The organism is Azospirillum griseum, from assembly GCF_003966125.1.
Classification (GTDB): domain Bacteria; phylum Pseudomonadota; class Alphaproteobacteria; order Azospirillales; family Azospirillaceae; genus Azospirillum; species Azospirillum griseum.
Genome location: NZ_RXMA01000005.1, coordinates 241,112 through 254,614, shown reverse-complemented (window position 1 = coordinate 254,614; position 13,503 = coordinate 241,112). Strand labels below are relative to the sequence as shown.

General features: G+C 68.3%; 13 protein-coding genes. 4 read left to right on the top strand and 9 right to left on the bottom strand.

Translation table 11 applies throughout. The annotated features are described in order from the left end of the window. Window positions 1–16: 16 nt before the first annotated feature. The 9 genes from EJ903_RS08230 to EJ903_RS08195 form a co-directional block, all read right to left on the bottom strand. Window positions 17–469: a GNAT family N-acetyltransferase gene (locus EJ903_RS08230; protein ID WP_126613957.1), complete on the bottom strand. Its 453-nt coding sequence runs from the start codon at window positions 467–469 to the stop codon at window positions 17–19. Between the two features lie 91 nt (window positions 470–560). After that, window positions 561–719 carry a hypothetical protein gene (locus EJ903_RS26945; RefSeq protein WP_158627898.1) on the bottom strand — a complete coding sequence of 53 codons (159 nt, stop codon included), beginning with the start codon at window positions 717–719 and terminating at the stop codon, window positions 561–563. Between the two features lie 68 nt (window positions 720–787). Next, window positions 788–2,626 carry a bifunctional diguanylate cyclase/phosphodiesterase gene (locus EJ903_RS08225; protein ID WP_126613955.1) on the bottom strand — a complete coding sequence of 613 codons (1,839 nt, stop codon included), beginning with the start codon at window positions 2,624–2,626 and terminating at the stop codon, window positions 788–790. Between the two features lie 229 nt (window positions 2,627–2,855). After that, the gene (locus EJ903_RS08220; protein ID WP_126613953.1) at window positions 2,856–3,746 is read right to left on the bottom strand and encodes a glucosamine kinase nucleotide-binding domain-containing protein; all 891 of its coding nucleotides are present in this window, start codon (window positions 3,744–3,746) and stop codon (window positions 2,856–2,858) included. Between the two features lie 49 nt (window positions 3,747–3,795). Beyond that, window positions 3,796–4,677 (bottom strand): D-hexose-6-phosphate mutarotase, encoded by an 882-nt coding sequence (locus tag EJ903_RS08215; RefSeq protein WP_126613951.1) that lies wholly within the window; start codon window positions 4,675–4,677, stop codon window positions 3,796–3,798. A 37-nt stretch (window positions 4,678–4,714) separates the two neighbouring features. Then, on the bottom strand, window positions 4,715–5,815 hold the full coding sequence (locus tag EJ903_RS08210) for an ABC transporter ATP-binding protein (RefSeq protein ID WP_126613949.1): 1,101 nt from the start codon (window positions 5,813–5,815) through the stop codon (window positions 4,715–4,717). Window positions 5,816–5,853: 38 nt separating this feature from the next. After that, window positions 5,854–6,699 carry a carbohydrate ABC transporter permease gene (locus EJ903_RS08205; RefSeq protein WP_126613947.1) on the bottom strand — a complete coding sequence of 282 codons (846 nt, stop codon included), beginning with the start codon at window positions 6,697–6,699 and terminating at the stop codon, window positions 5,854–5,856. Window positions 6,700–6,710: 11 nt separating this feature from the next. Continuing rightward, window positions 6,711–7,640 (bottom strand): carbohydrate ABC transporter permease, encoded by a 930-nt coding sequence (locus EJ903_RS08200; protein ID WP_246015337.1) that lies wholly within the window; start codon window positions 7,638–7,640, stop codon window positions 6,711–6,713. A gap of 149 nt (window positions 7,641–7,789) precedes the next feature. Beyond that, a complete protein-coding gene (locus tag EJ903_RS08195; RefSeq protein ID WP_210211403.1) occupies window positions 7,790–9,052 on the bottom strand; it encodes an ABC transporter substrate-binding protein in 1,263 nt (420 codons plus the stop codon). Between the two features lie 387 nt (window positions 9,053–9,439). On the opposite strand from EJ903_RS08195, the gene EJ903_RS08190 reads away from it, so the two are divergent. The 4 genes from EJ903_RS08190 (at window position 9,440) to nagA (ending at window position 13,436) form a co-directional block, all read left to right on the top strand. Further along, the gene (locus EJ903_RS08190; protein WP_126613945.1) at window positions 9,440–10,324 is read left to right on the top strand and encodes an N-acetylmuramic acid 6-phosphate etherase; all 885 of its coding nucleotides are present in this window, start codon (window positions 9,440–9,442) and stop codon (window positions 10,322–10,324) included. A gap of 72 nt (window positions 10,325–10,396) precedes the next feature. After that, on the top strand, window positions 10,397–11,206 hold the full coding sequence (locus EJ903_RS08185) for a GntR family transcriptional regulator (RefSeq protein ID WP_126613943.1): 810 nt from the start codon (window positions 10,397–10,399) through the stop codon (window positions 11,204–11,206). Continuing rightward, complete coding sequence (locus EJ903_RS08180) at window positions 11,203–12,249, top strand: SIS domain-containing protein (protein ID WP_126613941.1); 1,047 nt, start codon at window positions 11,203–11,205, stop codon at window positions 12,247–12,249. Before EJ903_RS08185 ends, EJ903_RS08180 begins: the two co-directional genes overlap by 4 nt. Continuing rightward, entirely contained in the window at window positions 12,249–13,436 is a 1,188-nt protein-coding gene (gene nagA / locus EJ903_RS08175) for an N-acetylglucosamine-6-phosphate deacetylase (RefSeq protein ID WP_126613939.1), read from the top strand. The genes EJ903_RS08180 and nagA overlap by 1 nt, the downstream gene beginning before the upstream one ends. The last annotated feature ends 67 nt before the right edge of the window (window positions 13,437–13,503 follow it).

The window sequence follows — 13,503 nt, the reverse complement described above, 5'->3', positions numbered from 1 at the left end:
CACGTTTGCGTCCGCGCTATCGCGCCATCTCGCAAAACATCGGGAAAACGTTCCAAACCCGCAAGGCGTCACTCCCCGGAGGGATACCGACCACCCGCGACAGCCCGAGGTCGGCGAAGGCGTGGCGCAGCAGGCGCGCCGCCGCCTCCGTCGCGAAGCCCTGTCCCCAGACCGCCGGAATCTGACGCCAACCGATCTCCACCGCCCCGTCATAGGGGGTCAGCGACACCCAGCCGAGAAAGCGGGCGGGATCGGTCCGCTCCACAAAGGACCAGCCGCCCAACCCTGGCGGCTGGCGGGCGGTGAGGCGGTCGGCCACGGAACGGGCGTGCGCCGCCCAATCGGTCGGCGGGCCGCCGACATGGCGCGTCACCGCCGGATCGGCGTCCATCGCCAGGATCGCCACCAGATCCGCCACCCCGCGCGGGCGCAGGATCAAACGGTCGCTGTGCAGGACCGGCAGCGTCATGCCCCCTCCGCCATCGCCATGACCGGTTCAGCGTAACGCAACCGTGACTCGTCGTTCAACGCGGGGCCGGTGCGGGGCTGCCGGGGTGGCCTCACGCCCGCCGGTCGGTCGCGATCAGCAGCATCGACAGCGCGGCGGCCCCGGCCAGAAACACGGCGTCGTAGCCCCACAGACCGGCCAGCGCCCCACCGCCGGGGGCCGCCAGCGCGATGGCGAGGTCGAAGAAGGCGACGTTGGCCCCCAGCGCCACCCCGCGCCAGCACGGCGCCCCCGCGCACCGTTTCTTACGCGAAACGGTTCTTTCGGTGTCTCACGCCCTCACCACAGCCCCGCCCCCGACAGGCGGATGACGCACAGCTTGTCCGCCGCGCTCTTGGCGTTGGTTTTGTTGTCGGCGATGGTGGCGTTGATCGCCTCCGGCGTCAGGCTGTGCGGGCCGGGGGCGATGGCCACCACCACACCGCTGACCGACAGCAGCGGATAGGACCGAACGGTTCCGTAACGATCCTTGGAAACAAACGATCCAGCCTCTCGGGTGGCCGGATCGTAGAGGCTTTCCGCGTCGGAGCGGAATTGCGCCAGCAGCTCCGCCAACCGGGTCACGACCTCCTCCTCCTCGCCGCCGCTGACGCCCAGGAAGAAATCATCGCCGCCGATGTGGCCGACAAAAGCGTCGCCCGGCGCGGTCGCCGCCCAGGCCTTCAGCCGTTCGCTGAACATCAGGATGGCGCGGTCGCCCTGGCGGAAACCGAAATTGTCGTTGAACGGTTTGAAATTGTCGAAATCGAGATAGGCCAGCGCGTGGGCGCGCGCGCCGTCGGCCAACGCCGTTTCGATGTGGCGGACGATGGCGGCGTTGCCGGGCAGGCGGGTCAGCGGATTCTGATCGGTCGCCATGGCGAGGTTGCGTTCGTGCACCAGCCGCAGCAGCGCGCTGCTGGACAGCACCCCGGCGTAGACACCGCCCTCGACGATGACGATGCCATCCTCGGCAGACTCGGCGGAAAAGGCTTCGATCACCCGGTCGAGCGGGGTGGAGATGTCGCAGACCGGCATCTTGATGACCAGATCGTCCAACCGGTCGCCCAAGCCCCGGTTGCGCAGCAGTTCGCCGCCAAAACGGGAATAGACGAAGCGCTTCAGGTCACGCTCGCGCACCAGCCCCAGCGGGCGGTCATGCTCATCCACGATGGGGGCGATGGAGGCGCTGGAATCGCCCTTGAAGTAGTCAAGCAGCTCCGTCTTGCGCGCGGTGACGCGCAGCGGCGGCAGCCGTTCGATCACCTCGGCCAAACGGCGGTGCGCCTCGCTCGGCTGGCGGCGGTCGCGGGCGTTCAGATCGGTGACGGTGGCGTAGCTGGTGGGCAGCGCGCCAACGCCGACACGCGGCCGGGAAATCAGGAAGCCCTGCACGAAGTCGCAGCCCAGATCCCGGCACACGTAGAACTCGCTGGCCGTCTCCACCCCGTCGGCGATGATCTGGATGCCCAGCGCGTGGGCGTGGCCGACCATCGCCGCGACCAGCGCCCGCCGCCGCGCGTCGCTGTCGATGTTGCGGATGAAATAAGCGTGCAGCTTCACGTAATCGGGCCGCGCTTCGAACAGCAGGCGCAACCCGGCAAAGCCGACGCCGAAATCGTCGATGGCGATGCCCAGCCCGCCAAGCCGGTAGCGCTCAACCGCCTCCTCCACCACCACGCCGGGCGGGATGGCGCGCCGTTCGGACAGCTCCAGCACGATGCCGCTCTGCCGCCGCCCACCACCATCGCGCGGCAGCCACGGCGAATCAGGCATGCCAACCAGACGGGCGTCCAGATTCAGGAACAGCTTGGCGTCGTTCCACCCGGCCATGGTGCGGTAGACCGTGACCGCCTTGGCGTGCAGGGCCGATTCCACCGCCCCCAGAACCACCGGCCCCGCCGCAGCGGCGGCGTCCAGCAGGGCGTCCCCATCGGCGAAGGGCGTGCGGTCAAAGCCGCGCAACAGCGCCTCATAGCCGTGGCAGCGCCCGCTGCGGGTCTGGACGATGGGCTGAAAGGCGTAGGTCAGCGCCGCGACCACCGGCGGCCAATCCAACGGCACGGACGACGGGGCGACCGCGCGGCCCAACGGGGCCGGACGTCCGTCCGCTGTGTCATCCGTGGATAGCAAGGTCATGAAGCGACCGCCGCCCGCTGTGGTGCGCGCGACCGCCGCGCGCCGAAACCCGATGGCTCACACGGGCTTTTAGCAGATCACCGTTGCGGTTTCGTGACTGAGACACCGGGTTTTAAAGCGGTGACGCACACAAACAACAAAACACGCGCGTCCGGTGAGAGCACAGGGAGATGCGCGGCAACGGGGGCGAGACGGTGGAGCGGGGCGGACCGCCGCCCCCGGCCTGTCTTCACACCGAAATCTCAACCTCCGCCGGGGCGCGGCCCGAGGCCAGCAGATAGGAACCGGTCATCGCGTCGGCCAAGGGTTCGGAAATCGGGCGGCCCAGCCGTTCGACCAGGAACGGCCAGAGCGGGACCGCCAGACCGCCGGAGAAATACAGCGTGTCGGCGTCCTCCAGCCGCAGCGCGCGGGCGAGCGCGACCAGATGATCGACCGCCTGGTTGCGGATGCCCAGCGCCACCGGGTCGCCCTCATCCGCCGCCGCCAGCACGAAGGGCGTCAGGCTGGCCATCCGTTCCGGGTTGGGGTTGGCCAGGATGTCGTCCAGCGTCTCCGCCCCGCAGATGGTGGCGATGAGGGAATCGGCCAGCGGCCAGGGCGGGGCCACCGTGTCCTTGACCTCCAGCGCGTGGCGGAAGGCCTGCACGCCGATCCACGCCCCGCCGCCACGATCCCCGACCGTCCAGCCCCAGCCGTCGCGGAAAAAGTTCGTGCCATCGGGCAGCAGGCGGCGCGCCGTCACCCCGGTTCCCACCGCCACCATGCCGCAGGGCTTGCCGCCACCCGCGCCGATCAGGGCGGCGTAACCGTCGTTGATCGGCAGGATGCGGCCAAAGGGCGGACAGGCGGCGACAAAGGCGGCGCGGGAGCGCATCACGTTCAACCCCGCCGACCCGATGGCCAGCGTGATGCCCGCCCGATCCTCCGGGTCATGCCCGGCGTCGCTGGCGCAGCGCCGCCACAGCGCCATGACGCTGGCGACCGCGCGGGCGCAATCGGTGTTCGGGTTGCAGGGGCCATCGACGGCGCTGGCCAGCGTCACGCCATCGGCGTCGGTCAAACGGCCACGGCTGCGCGTACCGCCGCCATCGACACAGAAATAGACAGCGGACGTCATGGGAACCACGTCTCCTCATCCACAAAAGCAAAGCAGGGTCGAGCGCGGGTTACGGCAACGCCCGCAGGGTTTGCGTGCCGCTCCAGCGCTGGCCGGGATCGAGCGCGACCGGCGCGCCGATCACCGCCGCCTCGACGCAGACGAAACGGCTGTGGCCGTCGGGCGGCAGGGCGGGCAGACGGTCGGTCGCGGCGGGTTTCCACACCACGGCGTCGCAAAAGCCGCTCTGCTCGATCAGCAAACTGGCCCGCAACCCGGCCCGCAACCCGGCGTCCCCCCGCGCCAGCGTGACCGGCGCACGGGCGTTCAGGAAAATCCGGTCAATCGGCGCGTCGAGCGGGATCGGCGCGTCATCCGCGCGCAAACGACGGTCGCCGTCGGCGCTGTCGATCACCTCCAACCCTCCCAGCCCCGTCACCCGGTCGCTCACCTCGGCGCGCAGATAGCTGTGCAGCGCGGTGGTGAAGGCGAAGGCCGCGCTCCCGCTGTTGACCACGTCCAGACGGATCGACAGCTGGTCGTCGTCGAAGCGGGCGGTCAGTTCCAGGCGGAACGGGTGCGGCCAGACGGCGCGCGTCTCCGGCGTGTCGTCCAACGCCATCGTCACCCAACCGCAGCCGTCGGTCTCGTCCACGCCCTGCCCCACCACCGCCCACACGGCGGTCCGGGCAAAGCCGTGCTTGGGCAACGGCCCGCGCGCGGCGAATTGCGGGAAGATGACCGGCACGCCGCCGCGAATGGCGTCCGTCGCCACCCACGGATTCGCCGGGCTGAGATAGAGCCGCTCCGCCCCATCGCGCCCCCACCATTGGCAGAGCGTGCCGCCCTGGCGGGCGAAGGCCAGCCGCGCGCCGTCGCGGGCGGCGACGGTGACGACGGGAACGGCCTCGCTGCCCAGGGGCGGTTGGGCGGGGGATGCGGCGGTGGTCATGGCGCGAAGGTCCTTATGGCCGGGACCGACCGGGCGCTCAGGCGACCCGCGCGGCGGCGGGCTGGGCCGCCGCGTCCGGCCCCTCGGCGATCCGCACGCCGCTGGCCGCGTCGAACAGATGCAGGTTGCCCGGACGCAGCCGCAGCGTCACCGGCTGGTCGATGAGCCACCCGTGATCGGGGTGTTCATGCACGGTGACGACCGTGCCATCGGCCAGACGGACGCGCAAGAAGCTCTCCGCCCCCAGATACTCCGACGCGATGACGGTGCCCGCCAGCCCGTCGTTCCCGCCGGGCAGGATCTCGAAGCCGTTCGGGCGGATGCCGGCGGTGACGGCCCCGTTGGCCGCCGCGCTGCACGGCAGACGCCCAGACCCGGCCAGCGTCAGCACCCCGCCCCCGGCGGTCCCCGCGACCATGTTCATGCCGGGCGAGCCGATGAAGGTGGCGACGAAGGCGTTGGCCGGGCGGCGGTACAGCTCCGACGGGGTGCCGATCTGCTGCACAATGCCGCCGTTCATCACGATGATGCGGTCGGCCAGCGTCATGGCTTCGACCTGATCGTGGGTGACATAGACCATGGTGGCCCCAAGCCGCCGGTGCAGATCGGCGATCTCCGCCCGCACCTGGTTGCGCAGGGCGGCGTCCAGGTTGGACAGCGGCTCGTCGAACAGGAACACCTCGGGATGGCGGACGATGGCGCGGCCGATGGCGACGCGCTGGCGCTGCCCGCCCGACAATTCGCCGGGGCGGCGCTTCAGGAAGGGTTCCAACGCCAGGATGCGCACGGCCTCGGCCACCCGCTCGGCGATCAGCGACGCGGCGGTGCGCGCCTGCTTCAGCCCCAGCGTCAGATTCCCTTCCACGGTCAGATGGGGGTAGAGGGCGTAGCTCTGGAACACCATGGCGATGCCGCGCTTGGACGGCGGCAGGCTGCTGACGTCGCGCCCGCCGATCAGCACCTTGCCGGTGGATTGGTCGCTCAGGCCCGCGATGATGCGCAGCAGGGTGGATTTGCCACAGCCCGAGGGGCCGACGATGACGATGAACTCACCGTCGGCGACGTCAAGATCGACCGTCTTCAGAACCTCGACCGCGCCGAAGCGCTTGGAAATGCCTTCGAGAACGAGTTTGCCCATGATTTCCTCTCAAGTCCCGTGCCGCGTCGGGCGTTCGTTCACTTCACCGCGCCGGCGGTGATGCCCCGGATCAACTGGCGGGAGAACATCAGATACAGGATCAGCATCGGCACGATGGCCAGGGTCAGGGCCGCCAGGACGGCGTTCCAGTCCGTGATGAACTGACCGATGAAGGATTGCGCGCCCAGCGTCATCGTCCGCGTGCTTTCACCCGGGGCCAGCACCAGCGGGAACCACAAATCGTTCCAGATCGGCACCATGGTGAAGACCGCGATGGTGGCGATGGCCGGGCGGACCACCGGCAGGACCAGCCGGAACAGGATGGTGTATTCCGACAAGCCATCGACGCGGGCCGCGTTCTTCAGATCGTCGGACACCTGCCGCATGAACTCCGACATCACGAAGACCGCCATCGGCAGACCTTGGGCCGTGTAGACCAGGATCAGGGCGAACAGCGTGTTGGCCAGCCCCAGCGACACCATCAGCTTGAGGATGCCGACCGTGCCCAGCCGGATCGGGACCATGATGCCCATCACCAGGAACAGGCCGATCAGCCGGTTGCCGGGAAAGCGGTATTCCGACAGGGCAAAGGCCGCCATCGCGCCGAACAGGATGATGAAGAACAGCGCGCAGACGGTGACGATCAGGCTGTTCTGAAAGTAATTCAGGATGTCGCCGCGCTTGAGCACCGTGTCGTAGCCGATCAGGGTGATCGTCTCGAAGCTGGGCAGGGCCAGCGGTGCGCCGAAGATCTCCTTGCGCGGCTTGAAGGAGTTCATGATCACCAGCAGCGTCGGCGCCAGCGCCAACAGGGTGAAGCCGATCAGAACCAGATGGGCGGCCAGCGTCGATATCTGGAAACGGCGCGCGATGCGTTGCGTCATGGCCGAAATCCTTACATTTGGTAGTAGGCAAGCCGACGCTGCACGCCATAAAGATAGACGCAGACGCCGCACAGGATGATGAGGAACATGGCCCCGGCGATGGTCGCCCCCATAAAGGGGTCGCCCGCTTGCAGCTGGTTGCCGAAGAAGGTGCGGTACAGCAGCGTGCCCAGGATGTCGGTGGAGAAGTTCGGCCCGGCCAGCGCGCCCTGGCTGACGTAGATCAGGTCAAAGGCGTTGAAGTTGCCGACGAAGGTCAGGATCGACACCACGCCGATCGACGGCCAGATCAGCGGCAGCTTGATCTTGAAGAACTGGTTGATCCCGGTCACGCCGTCGCAGGAGGCCGCCTCCATCAACTCGTCGGGGATGGCGATCATCGCGGCGTAGATCAGCATCATCGGCAAACCGATGAACTGCCAGACCGAAATCAGCGCCAGCGTGATCAGCGCCGTGTCCGGCTGGCCCAGCCAGGGGGCGAACCAGCTTCCCAGCCCCACCGACCCCAGCAGCGTTTTCGACACGCCCCAGGCCGGGCTGAGGATCAGCTTCCAGACGAAACCGACGATGACGAAGGACAGCATGGTCGGCAGGAACAGCGCCGTGCGGTAGAACTCGCGCCCCGGCAGCTTGCCAAGCGACAGCAGGGCCGCCAGCAGGATGCCGATGGGGTTCTGGACCAGCATGTGGATGATGAAGAACACCACATTGTTCCACAACGCGTTCCAGAACGGCCCCTGCCAATAGCTGTCGGTCAGCAGGGTGGTGTAGTTGGCCAGCCCGACGAACACCGGCGCGCCATCCGGCCCCTTGCCGTAGAGCGACATCCGCAGGCTGTCGAAGACCGGCAGCAGCATGATGACCGTGTAGATGAGGATCGCGGGCGCCAGCAACACCCCAATGTGCCAGCGGATTGGTTTGCGCTGTGCCGACGTCGCCACGGCATACCCTTTCGTTGTGAGAAAACGGTGGTCTTTGAAGAGAGCCGGGCCGCGCGTGAACGCGGCCCGGTAAAGCCTCAACAGCAGGCCCTCAACAAAAGACCATCAACAGCGGACACTCAAAACAGGCACTCACACGCTGCGGATTTTTACTTCTGCTGCGGCTTGTACCAATTGGCCAGGGCGGCCTGGAGACGCTCGGCGGCCTTCTCCGGCGTTTCGGTGCCGTTGATGACGTTGGCCGAGGCACCCCAGGTGGCGTCCTCCAGGTTCGGCTTGGCCCCGCGCGACAGGATTTGATAGGTCGAGCGGATGGTGGACTTGCAGCCGTTGCGCCAGCCGACGAAGGTCTGGGCCAGCGGATCGTCCACCGCCACCGGGGCGGTTTGCAGGCTGAAGAAGCCCGGCAGCGCGTTCGCGTAGATCTTGGCGAAGTCCGAGGTCGTCACCCAGGTCAGGAACTTCTTGGCGGCTTCGGGGTTCTTGGTCTTGGTGTTCATGCCGACGGCGATGTCGGGATGGTCGGAGATGTAGCAGGTGTCGCCGACCTTGCGCACCGGCGGCGGGAACGCGCCCATCTTGAAGGTGGCCTGGGCGTTGAAGCCCGAGATTTCCCACGACCCGCCGGGATAGATCGCCGCACGGCCGAGCGTGAAGATGTTCTGGCTGTCGGCGTAGGACTGCGCCTTGTACCCGTCGCCCAGATAGGGTGCCCACTTGGCCAGTGTGCGCAGGGTTTCCACCCAACCGCCTTCGGACAGCTTCTGGGAGCCTTGGATGACGGCGTTGCGGCCTTCCTCACCCTTCCAGTAATTCGGGCCGATGTTCTGATAGCCGGTGGTGGCCGCTTCCCACTGGTCGGCGGTCCCCATGGCCATCGGCACATAGGTGCCGTCCTTCTTGATCTTGTCGAGCGCTGCGAACAGTTCGTCCTCGGTCTTCGGCTCCTTCAGGCCCAGCTTGTCGAAGGCTTCCTTGTTGTAGATGAAGCCATGCAGCACCGAGGCCATCGGCACGCAGAAGGTGGTCTTGCCGTCGTCGGTGCTCCAGGCCAGCTTGGCGGCGGCGCTGAAGTTGTTCATGCCGGGCAGGTCGTTCAGCGGGGCCAGGCGGCCCTTGGTGAACTGCTCCAGCGAGGCGTCGAACGGGCGGCAGGTGACGATGTCACCGGCGGTGCCGGATTCCAGCTTGGCGTTCAGGGCGGCGTTGTATTCCTTGGGCGCGGTCGGCGCGAACGTCACCTTGATGTCGGGATGGGCCTTTTCAAAGGCCGGAATGATCTTGTCCTGCCAGATGGCCAGATCGTCGGCGCGCCAGCTTTCGATCACCAGAGTGCTGGCCGCCTGGGCCATCGGGGCCCAGCTGGCGCACACCGCCACCACCGCAGCCGACATCGTCAAAGCGCGCTTCATCGTGCGTACCCTCCCGTTCGAATGAAATTGGCCCGTTCGAATCAAAATTGGATTGAGCCGGTTGTTCGGACCCCTTGCGGCCCGCCTGCCGACACGCCGTCCCGGCCACGTCAGCTGTACTAGGACGATACCAAAACAATACCAAAAGGAAACCATTTTTTTGCCAACCAAAAATTTTTGCCCCGATTTTTCCCACAACACCCAGCATGCACGTGCGTCGGCAACCGGTTTCCGCAAACGGACTCTATGAAAATCAACATGTTCATGAAAATTGCGCGGCGTGAGAAACAAGCGAATTCCCCAACAATCAAGCCTGTTGACAGTCTGATGGATTGGTCCTAAACATAAGACCAATCAGATACCAATGACCCAGCAAGGGACCCGTCCATGCGCACCGAGGCGATCTCCCCCCGATACGCCACGCTCGATCAGTGGAATCCGCAGGAGATCGTTCAAACCCTGTGGGCCAGCCAGGCGCACGCGGTGGCCGCCTGCCTGCCCTGCCTGCCGACGCTGGTCGCGGCGGTGGAGGCGGCGGCGGCGCGCCTGACGCGCGGCGGGCGGCTGTTCTACGTCGGGGCGGGGTCGGCCGGTGCCATGGCGGCGATCGATGGGATCGAGCTGCGGGCGACCTTCGGATTCCCGGCAGCGCGCACCATCATCCTGTTGGCCAGCGGCCTGGATTTCTCGCGCGGCATGCCCGGCGGGCATGAGGACGACGCCAACGCCGGACGCCTGCGCATGCTGGATTGCGGCTGCAACGAGCAGGATGTGGTGATCGGCGTGTCGGCCAGCGGGGCCAGCGTCTTCACCACCAGCGCGGTGCAGGAAGGCCGGGCGCGCGGTGCCCTGACCATCGGGCTGTCGAGCGTCGCCCACAGCCCGCTGATGCAGAGCGTCGAGTTTCCCCTGTTGACCGAAACGGGGGAGGAGGTCGTCGCCGGTTCCACCCGCCTGGGGGCGGGAACCGCGCAAAAGGTGGTCCTGAACCTGTTTTCAACGACGCTGATGGTCCGCACCGGGGCCGTCCACGGCAACATGATGGTCAATCTGCGCCCGGAAAACGACAAGGAGCATCAACGGGCCATTGCCATCATCCAGCAAATCACCGATTGCAAGGCCACGCAGGCGGAAGCCGCCCTGGCGGAAGCCGGGGACGCCAAGCACGCCGTCCTGCTGGTCAGCGGCATGAGTCTGGAACAGGCCCGCGCGGCGCTTGCGCGCTCGGGCGGCGTTCTCGGCCCGGCCCTGGCCGAGGCGCACCGCTCATGAGCGGCGCATCCCCCCGCCCGGTCCCTGCCCTTGGTCCGGTTGCCGCCCGCCTGGTCTTACGGAGTCGTCGCGATGCGTAACCCTGCCCCCAACGCTGCCGAGCCGCTGTTCAACAATCAAGCCGTGTCGTCGGCGCGGGCGCTGCCGCTCTACATGCAGTTGGCCCAGCATCTGCGCCAGCTCATCATGGGCGGGGCCATCAACGATCAGGACGCCTTGCCCGCCGAACGCGAGCTGGCCGAACGCTTCAGCGTGTCGCGCGTCACCGTGCGCAAGGCGCTGCAATCGCTGACCGACGAAGGGCTGCTGCAACAGCGCCAGGGGGCCGGAACCTTCGTCAGCGCCCCGCCGCGCGTCGAACAGCCGCTGTCGGTGCTGACCAGCTTCACCGAGGACATGCAGTCGCGCGGGTTGACCGCCGGATCGGTCTGGCTCGACCGCACCACCGGCACGGCGACGTCGGACGAGGCGTTGATCCTTGGCCTGTCGCTGGGCGAGCGGGTCAGCCGGTTGCGCCGCATCCGCTTGGCCAACGGCGTGCCGATGGCGATCGAGAATTCCGTGGTTCCCAGCCGCTTCCTGCCCGATCCCGGTGCCATCACCGGATCCCTTTACGACGTGTTGCGGACGCGCGGCCACATCCCGCACCGCGCGCTCCAGCGGTTGAGCGCCACGTCCCTGTCCGAAGACCACGCCAAGCTGCTGGACACCCAGCCCGGCAGCCCCGCCCTGCACATCGAGCGCCGCACCTTCCTGCCCACCGGCGGCATGTTGGAGCTGGTGCGGTCCCATTACCGGGGAGACGCCTACGACTTCGTCGTGGAGCTGCAACTCTCCGCCCCTTCCATACCCAGCCGACACGACAGCGAGGCCGGTTCATGACCCTCTTCACCCTTTCGGCGTCCGACCCGCGCATGGCCTTCGAGGCCGCCGAGGCCGCCGACACCGTCACCCGTCTGGCCGAACTGGCCACCCCGGCCCTGGCCGCGCTCGGCGACCGGCTGCGGGCCAACCCGCCCCCCGTCGTCATCACCTGCGCGCGCGGCAGCTCCGACCACGCCAGCCTGTACGGCAAATACCTGATCGAAACCCATCTGGACATCCCGGTGGCTTCGGTCGGCCCCTCCATCGCCTCGATCTATGGCCGTCGCCTGAGCATGACCGGCGCGCTGTTCATCGCGGTGTCGCAGTCGGGCCGCAGCCCCGATCTGCTGAGCCTGACCCGCTCTGCCAAGGAGGCCGGGGCCATCGTCGTCGGCTTCGTCAACGACCTCGACTCGCCGCTGCCCGCGCTGTGCGACCTGTGCGTGCCGCTGTCGGCCGGGCCGGAATTGAGCGTGGCCGCCACCAAATCCTGCCTGTCCGCCATGGCCGCCTTCCTGCTGCTGACCGCGCAGTGGAGTCGCGATCCTGCCCTCCTGGCGGAAATCGCGGCCCTGCCCGACACGCTGCGCCAGGCCGCAACGCTGGATTGGCACACCCCCTTGCAGGCGCTGACCGCCGTGCGCGACCTCTACATCGTCGGGCGCGGGGCTGGATTCGGCGTGGCCAATGAAATGGCCCTGAAGTGCAAGGAAACCTCCCGCCTGCACGCCGAAGCGGTCAGCGCCGCCGAGGTGCTGCACGGCCCCCTCGCTCTGGTCGGCCCGGGCTTCCCGGTCCTGGCCCTGTCCCAGCCCGACGCCTCGGCGGACACGACGCGGCACATCGTCGAACGCATCGTCGGGCTGGGCGGCCCGGTTCTCACCACCGTGCCGGACGTGGCGGGCAGCGTCACCCTGCCCACCGTGCCGGACGTCGGCCCGGCAACGGCTCCGCTGGCCGCGCTGCAAAGCTTCTACATGGCCATCGGGCGCATCGCCCGCGAACGCGGCCTGGATCCCGACGCTCCCGCCAACCTGCGCAAAGTCACGGAGACGATCTGATGGCCCAGCTTCTGCGCGGCGGGCGGCTGTTGCTCGACGAGCGGATCGTCGATGGCCATGACCTGCTGATCGCCGACGGGCGCATCGTCGCCGTCGGGCCGGGGCTGGACCCGGACGGGGCCACCCCGGTCGATCTGCCGCCGGGCAGCCTGCTCGCCCCCGGCTTCATCGATGTGCAGGTCAACGGCGGCGGCGGAACTCTGTTCAACGACGAGCCGACGCAGACCGGCGTGCAGACCATCGCCGCCGCCCACCGGCGGTTCGGGACCACCGGCCTGCTGCCCACCATCATCACCGACGCCCCCGACCGGCTGAGCCGGGCCGCCGACGCGGTGATCGCCGCCCGCGCCATCCCCGGCAGCGGCGTGCTGGGCGTGCATTTCGAAGGGCCGTTCATCAGCCCGCAGCGCCCCGGCGTCCACGATCCGCGCTTCATCCGCAGCCCGACGGCGGCGGATCTGGCCTTGCTGACCGATCTGGCGGCGGACCCGGCGGTGGGGCGCGTGCTGCTGACGCTGGCCCCGGAAACGGTGGACAGCGCCACGCTCGACCGCTTGGCCGGGACCGGAATCCTGCTGTCGGCGGGCCATTCGGCGGCGGACTGGCAACAGACCACCGACGCGCTGGCCCATGGCGTGCGCGGCTTCACCCATCTGTTCAACGCCATGCCGCCCCTGACCGCGCGGGCACCGGGCCTGATCGCCGCCGCGCTGCTCGACCCGAACAGCTGGTGCGGCCTGATCGTGGACGGCATCCACGTCCATCCGGGCACCCTGCGTCTGGCGCTGGCGGCCAAGCCGTTCGACCGCATGATGCTGGTGACGGACGCGATGTTGGCCACCGGCACCGATGTCAGCGAATTCGACCTCCAGGGCCGCCGGGTCCTGCGCCGCAACGGCCGGTTGGAGACGGAAGACGGCACGCTGGCCGGGGCCGACATCGACATGGCCCAGGCGGTGCGCAACTGCCGCGACCTGCTGGGCCTGCCGGTGGAACGCGCGCTGGCGCTCGCCTCCCGCCACCCGGCGGCGTTCCTGGGCCTGGACGACCGGCTGGGCCGCATCGCCCCCGGTTGGCAAGCCGACCTCGTTCTGTTGACCGACGACCTCCAGGTTCTCGGCACCTGGGTTGAGGGCGGCTGGCTCGCCGCCGATCCCGCCAAGGCACCGGTGCCTCCCGCCGCCTGACCCGCCCCCGCACACCGCAACCGACCTGCCTTTCCCCCGCCGGGCCAACGCCGCCCGGCGGCAACGG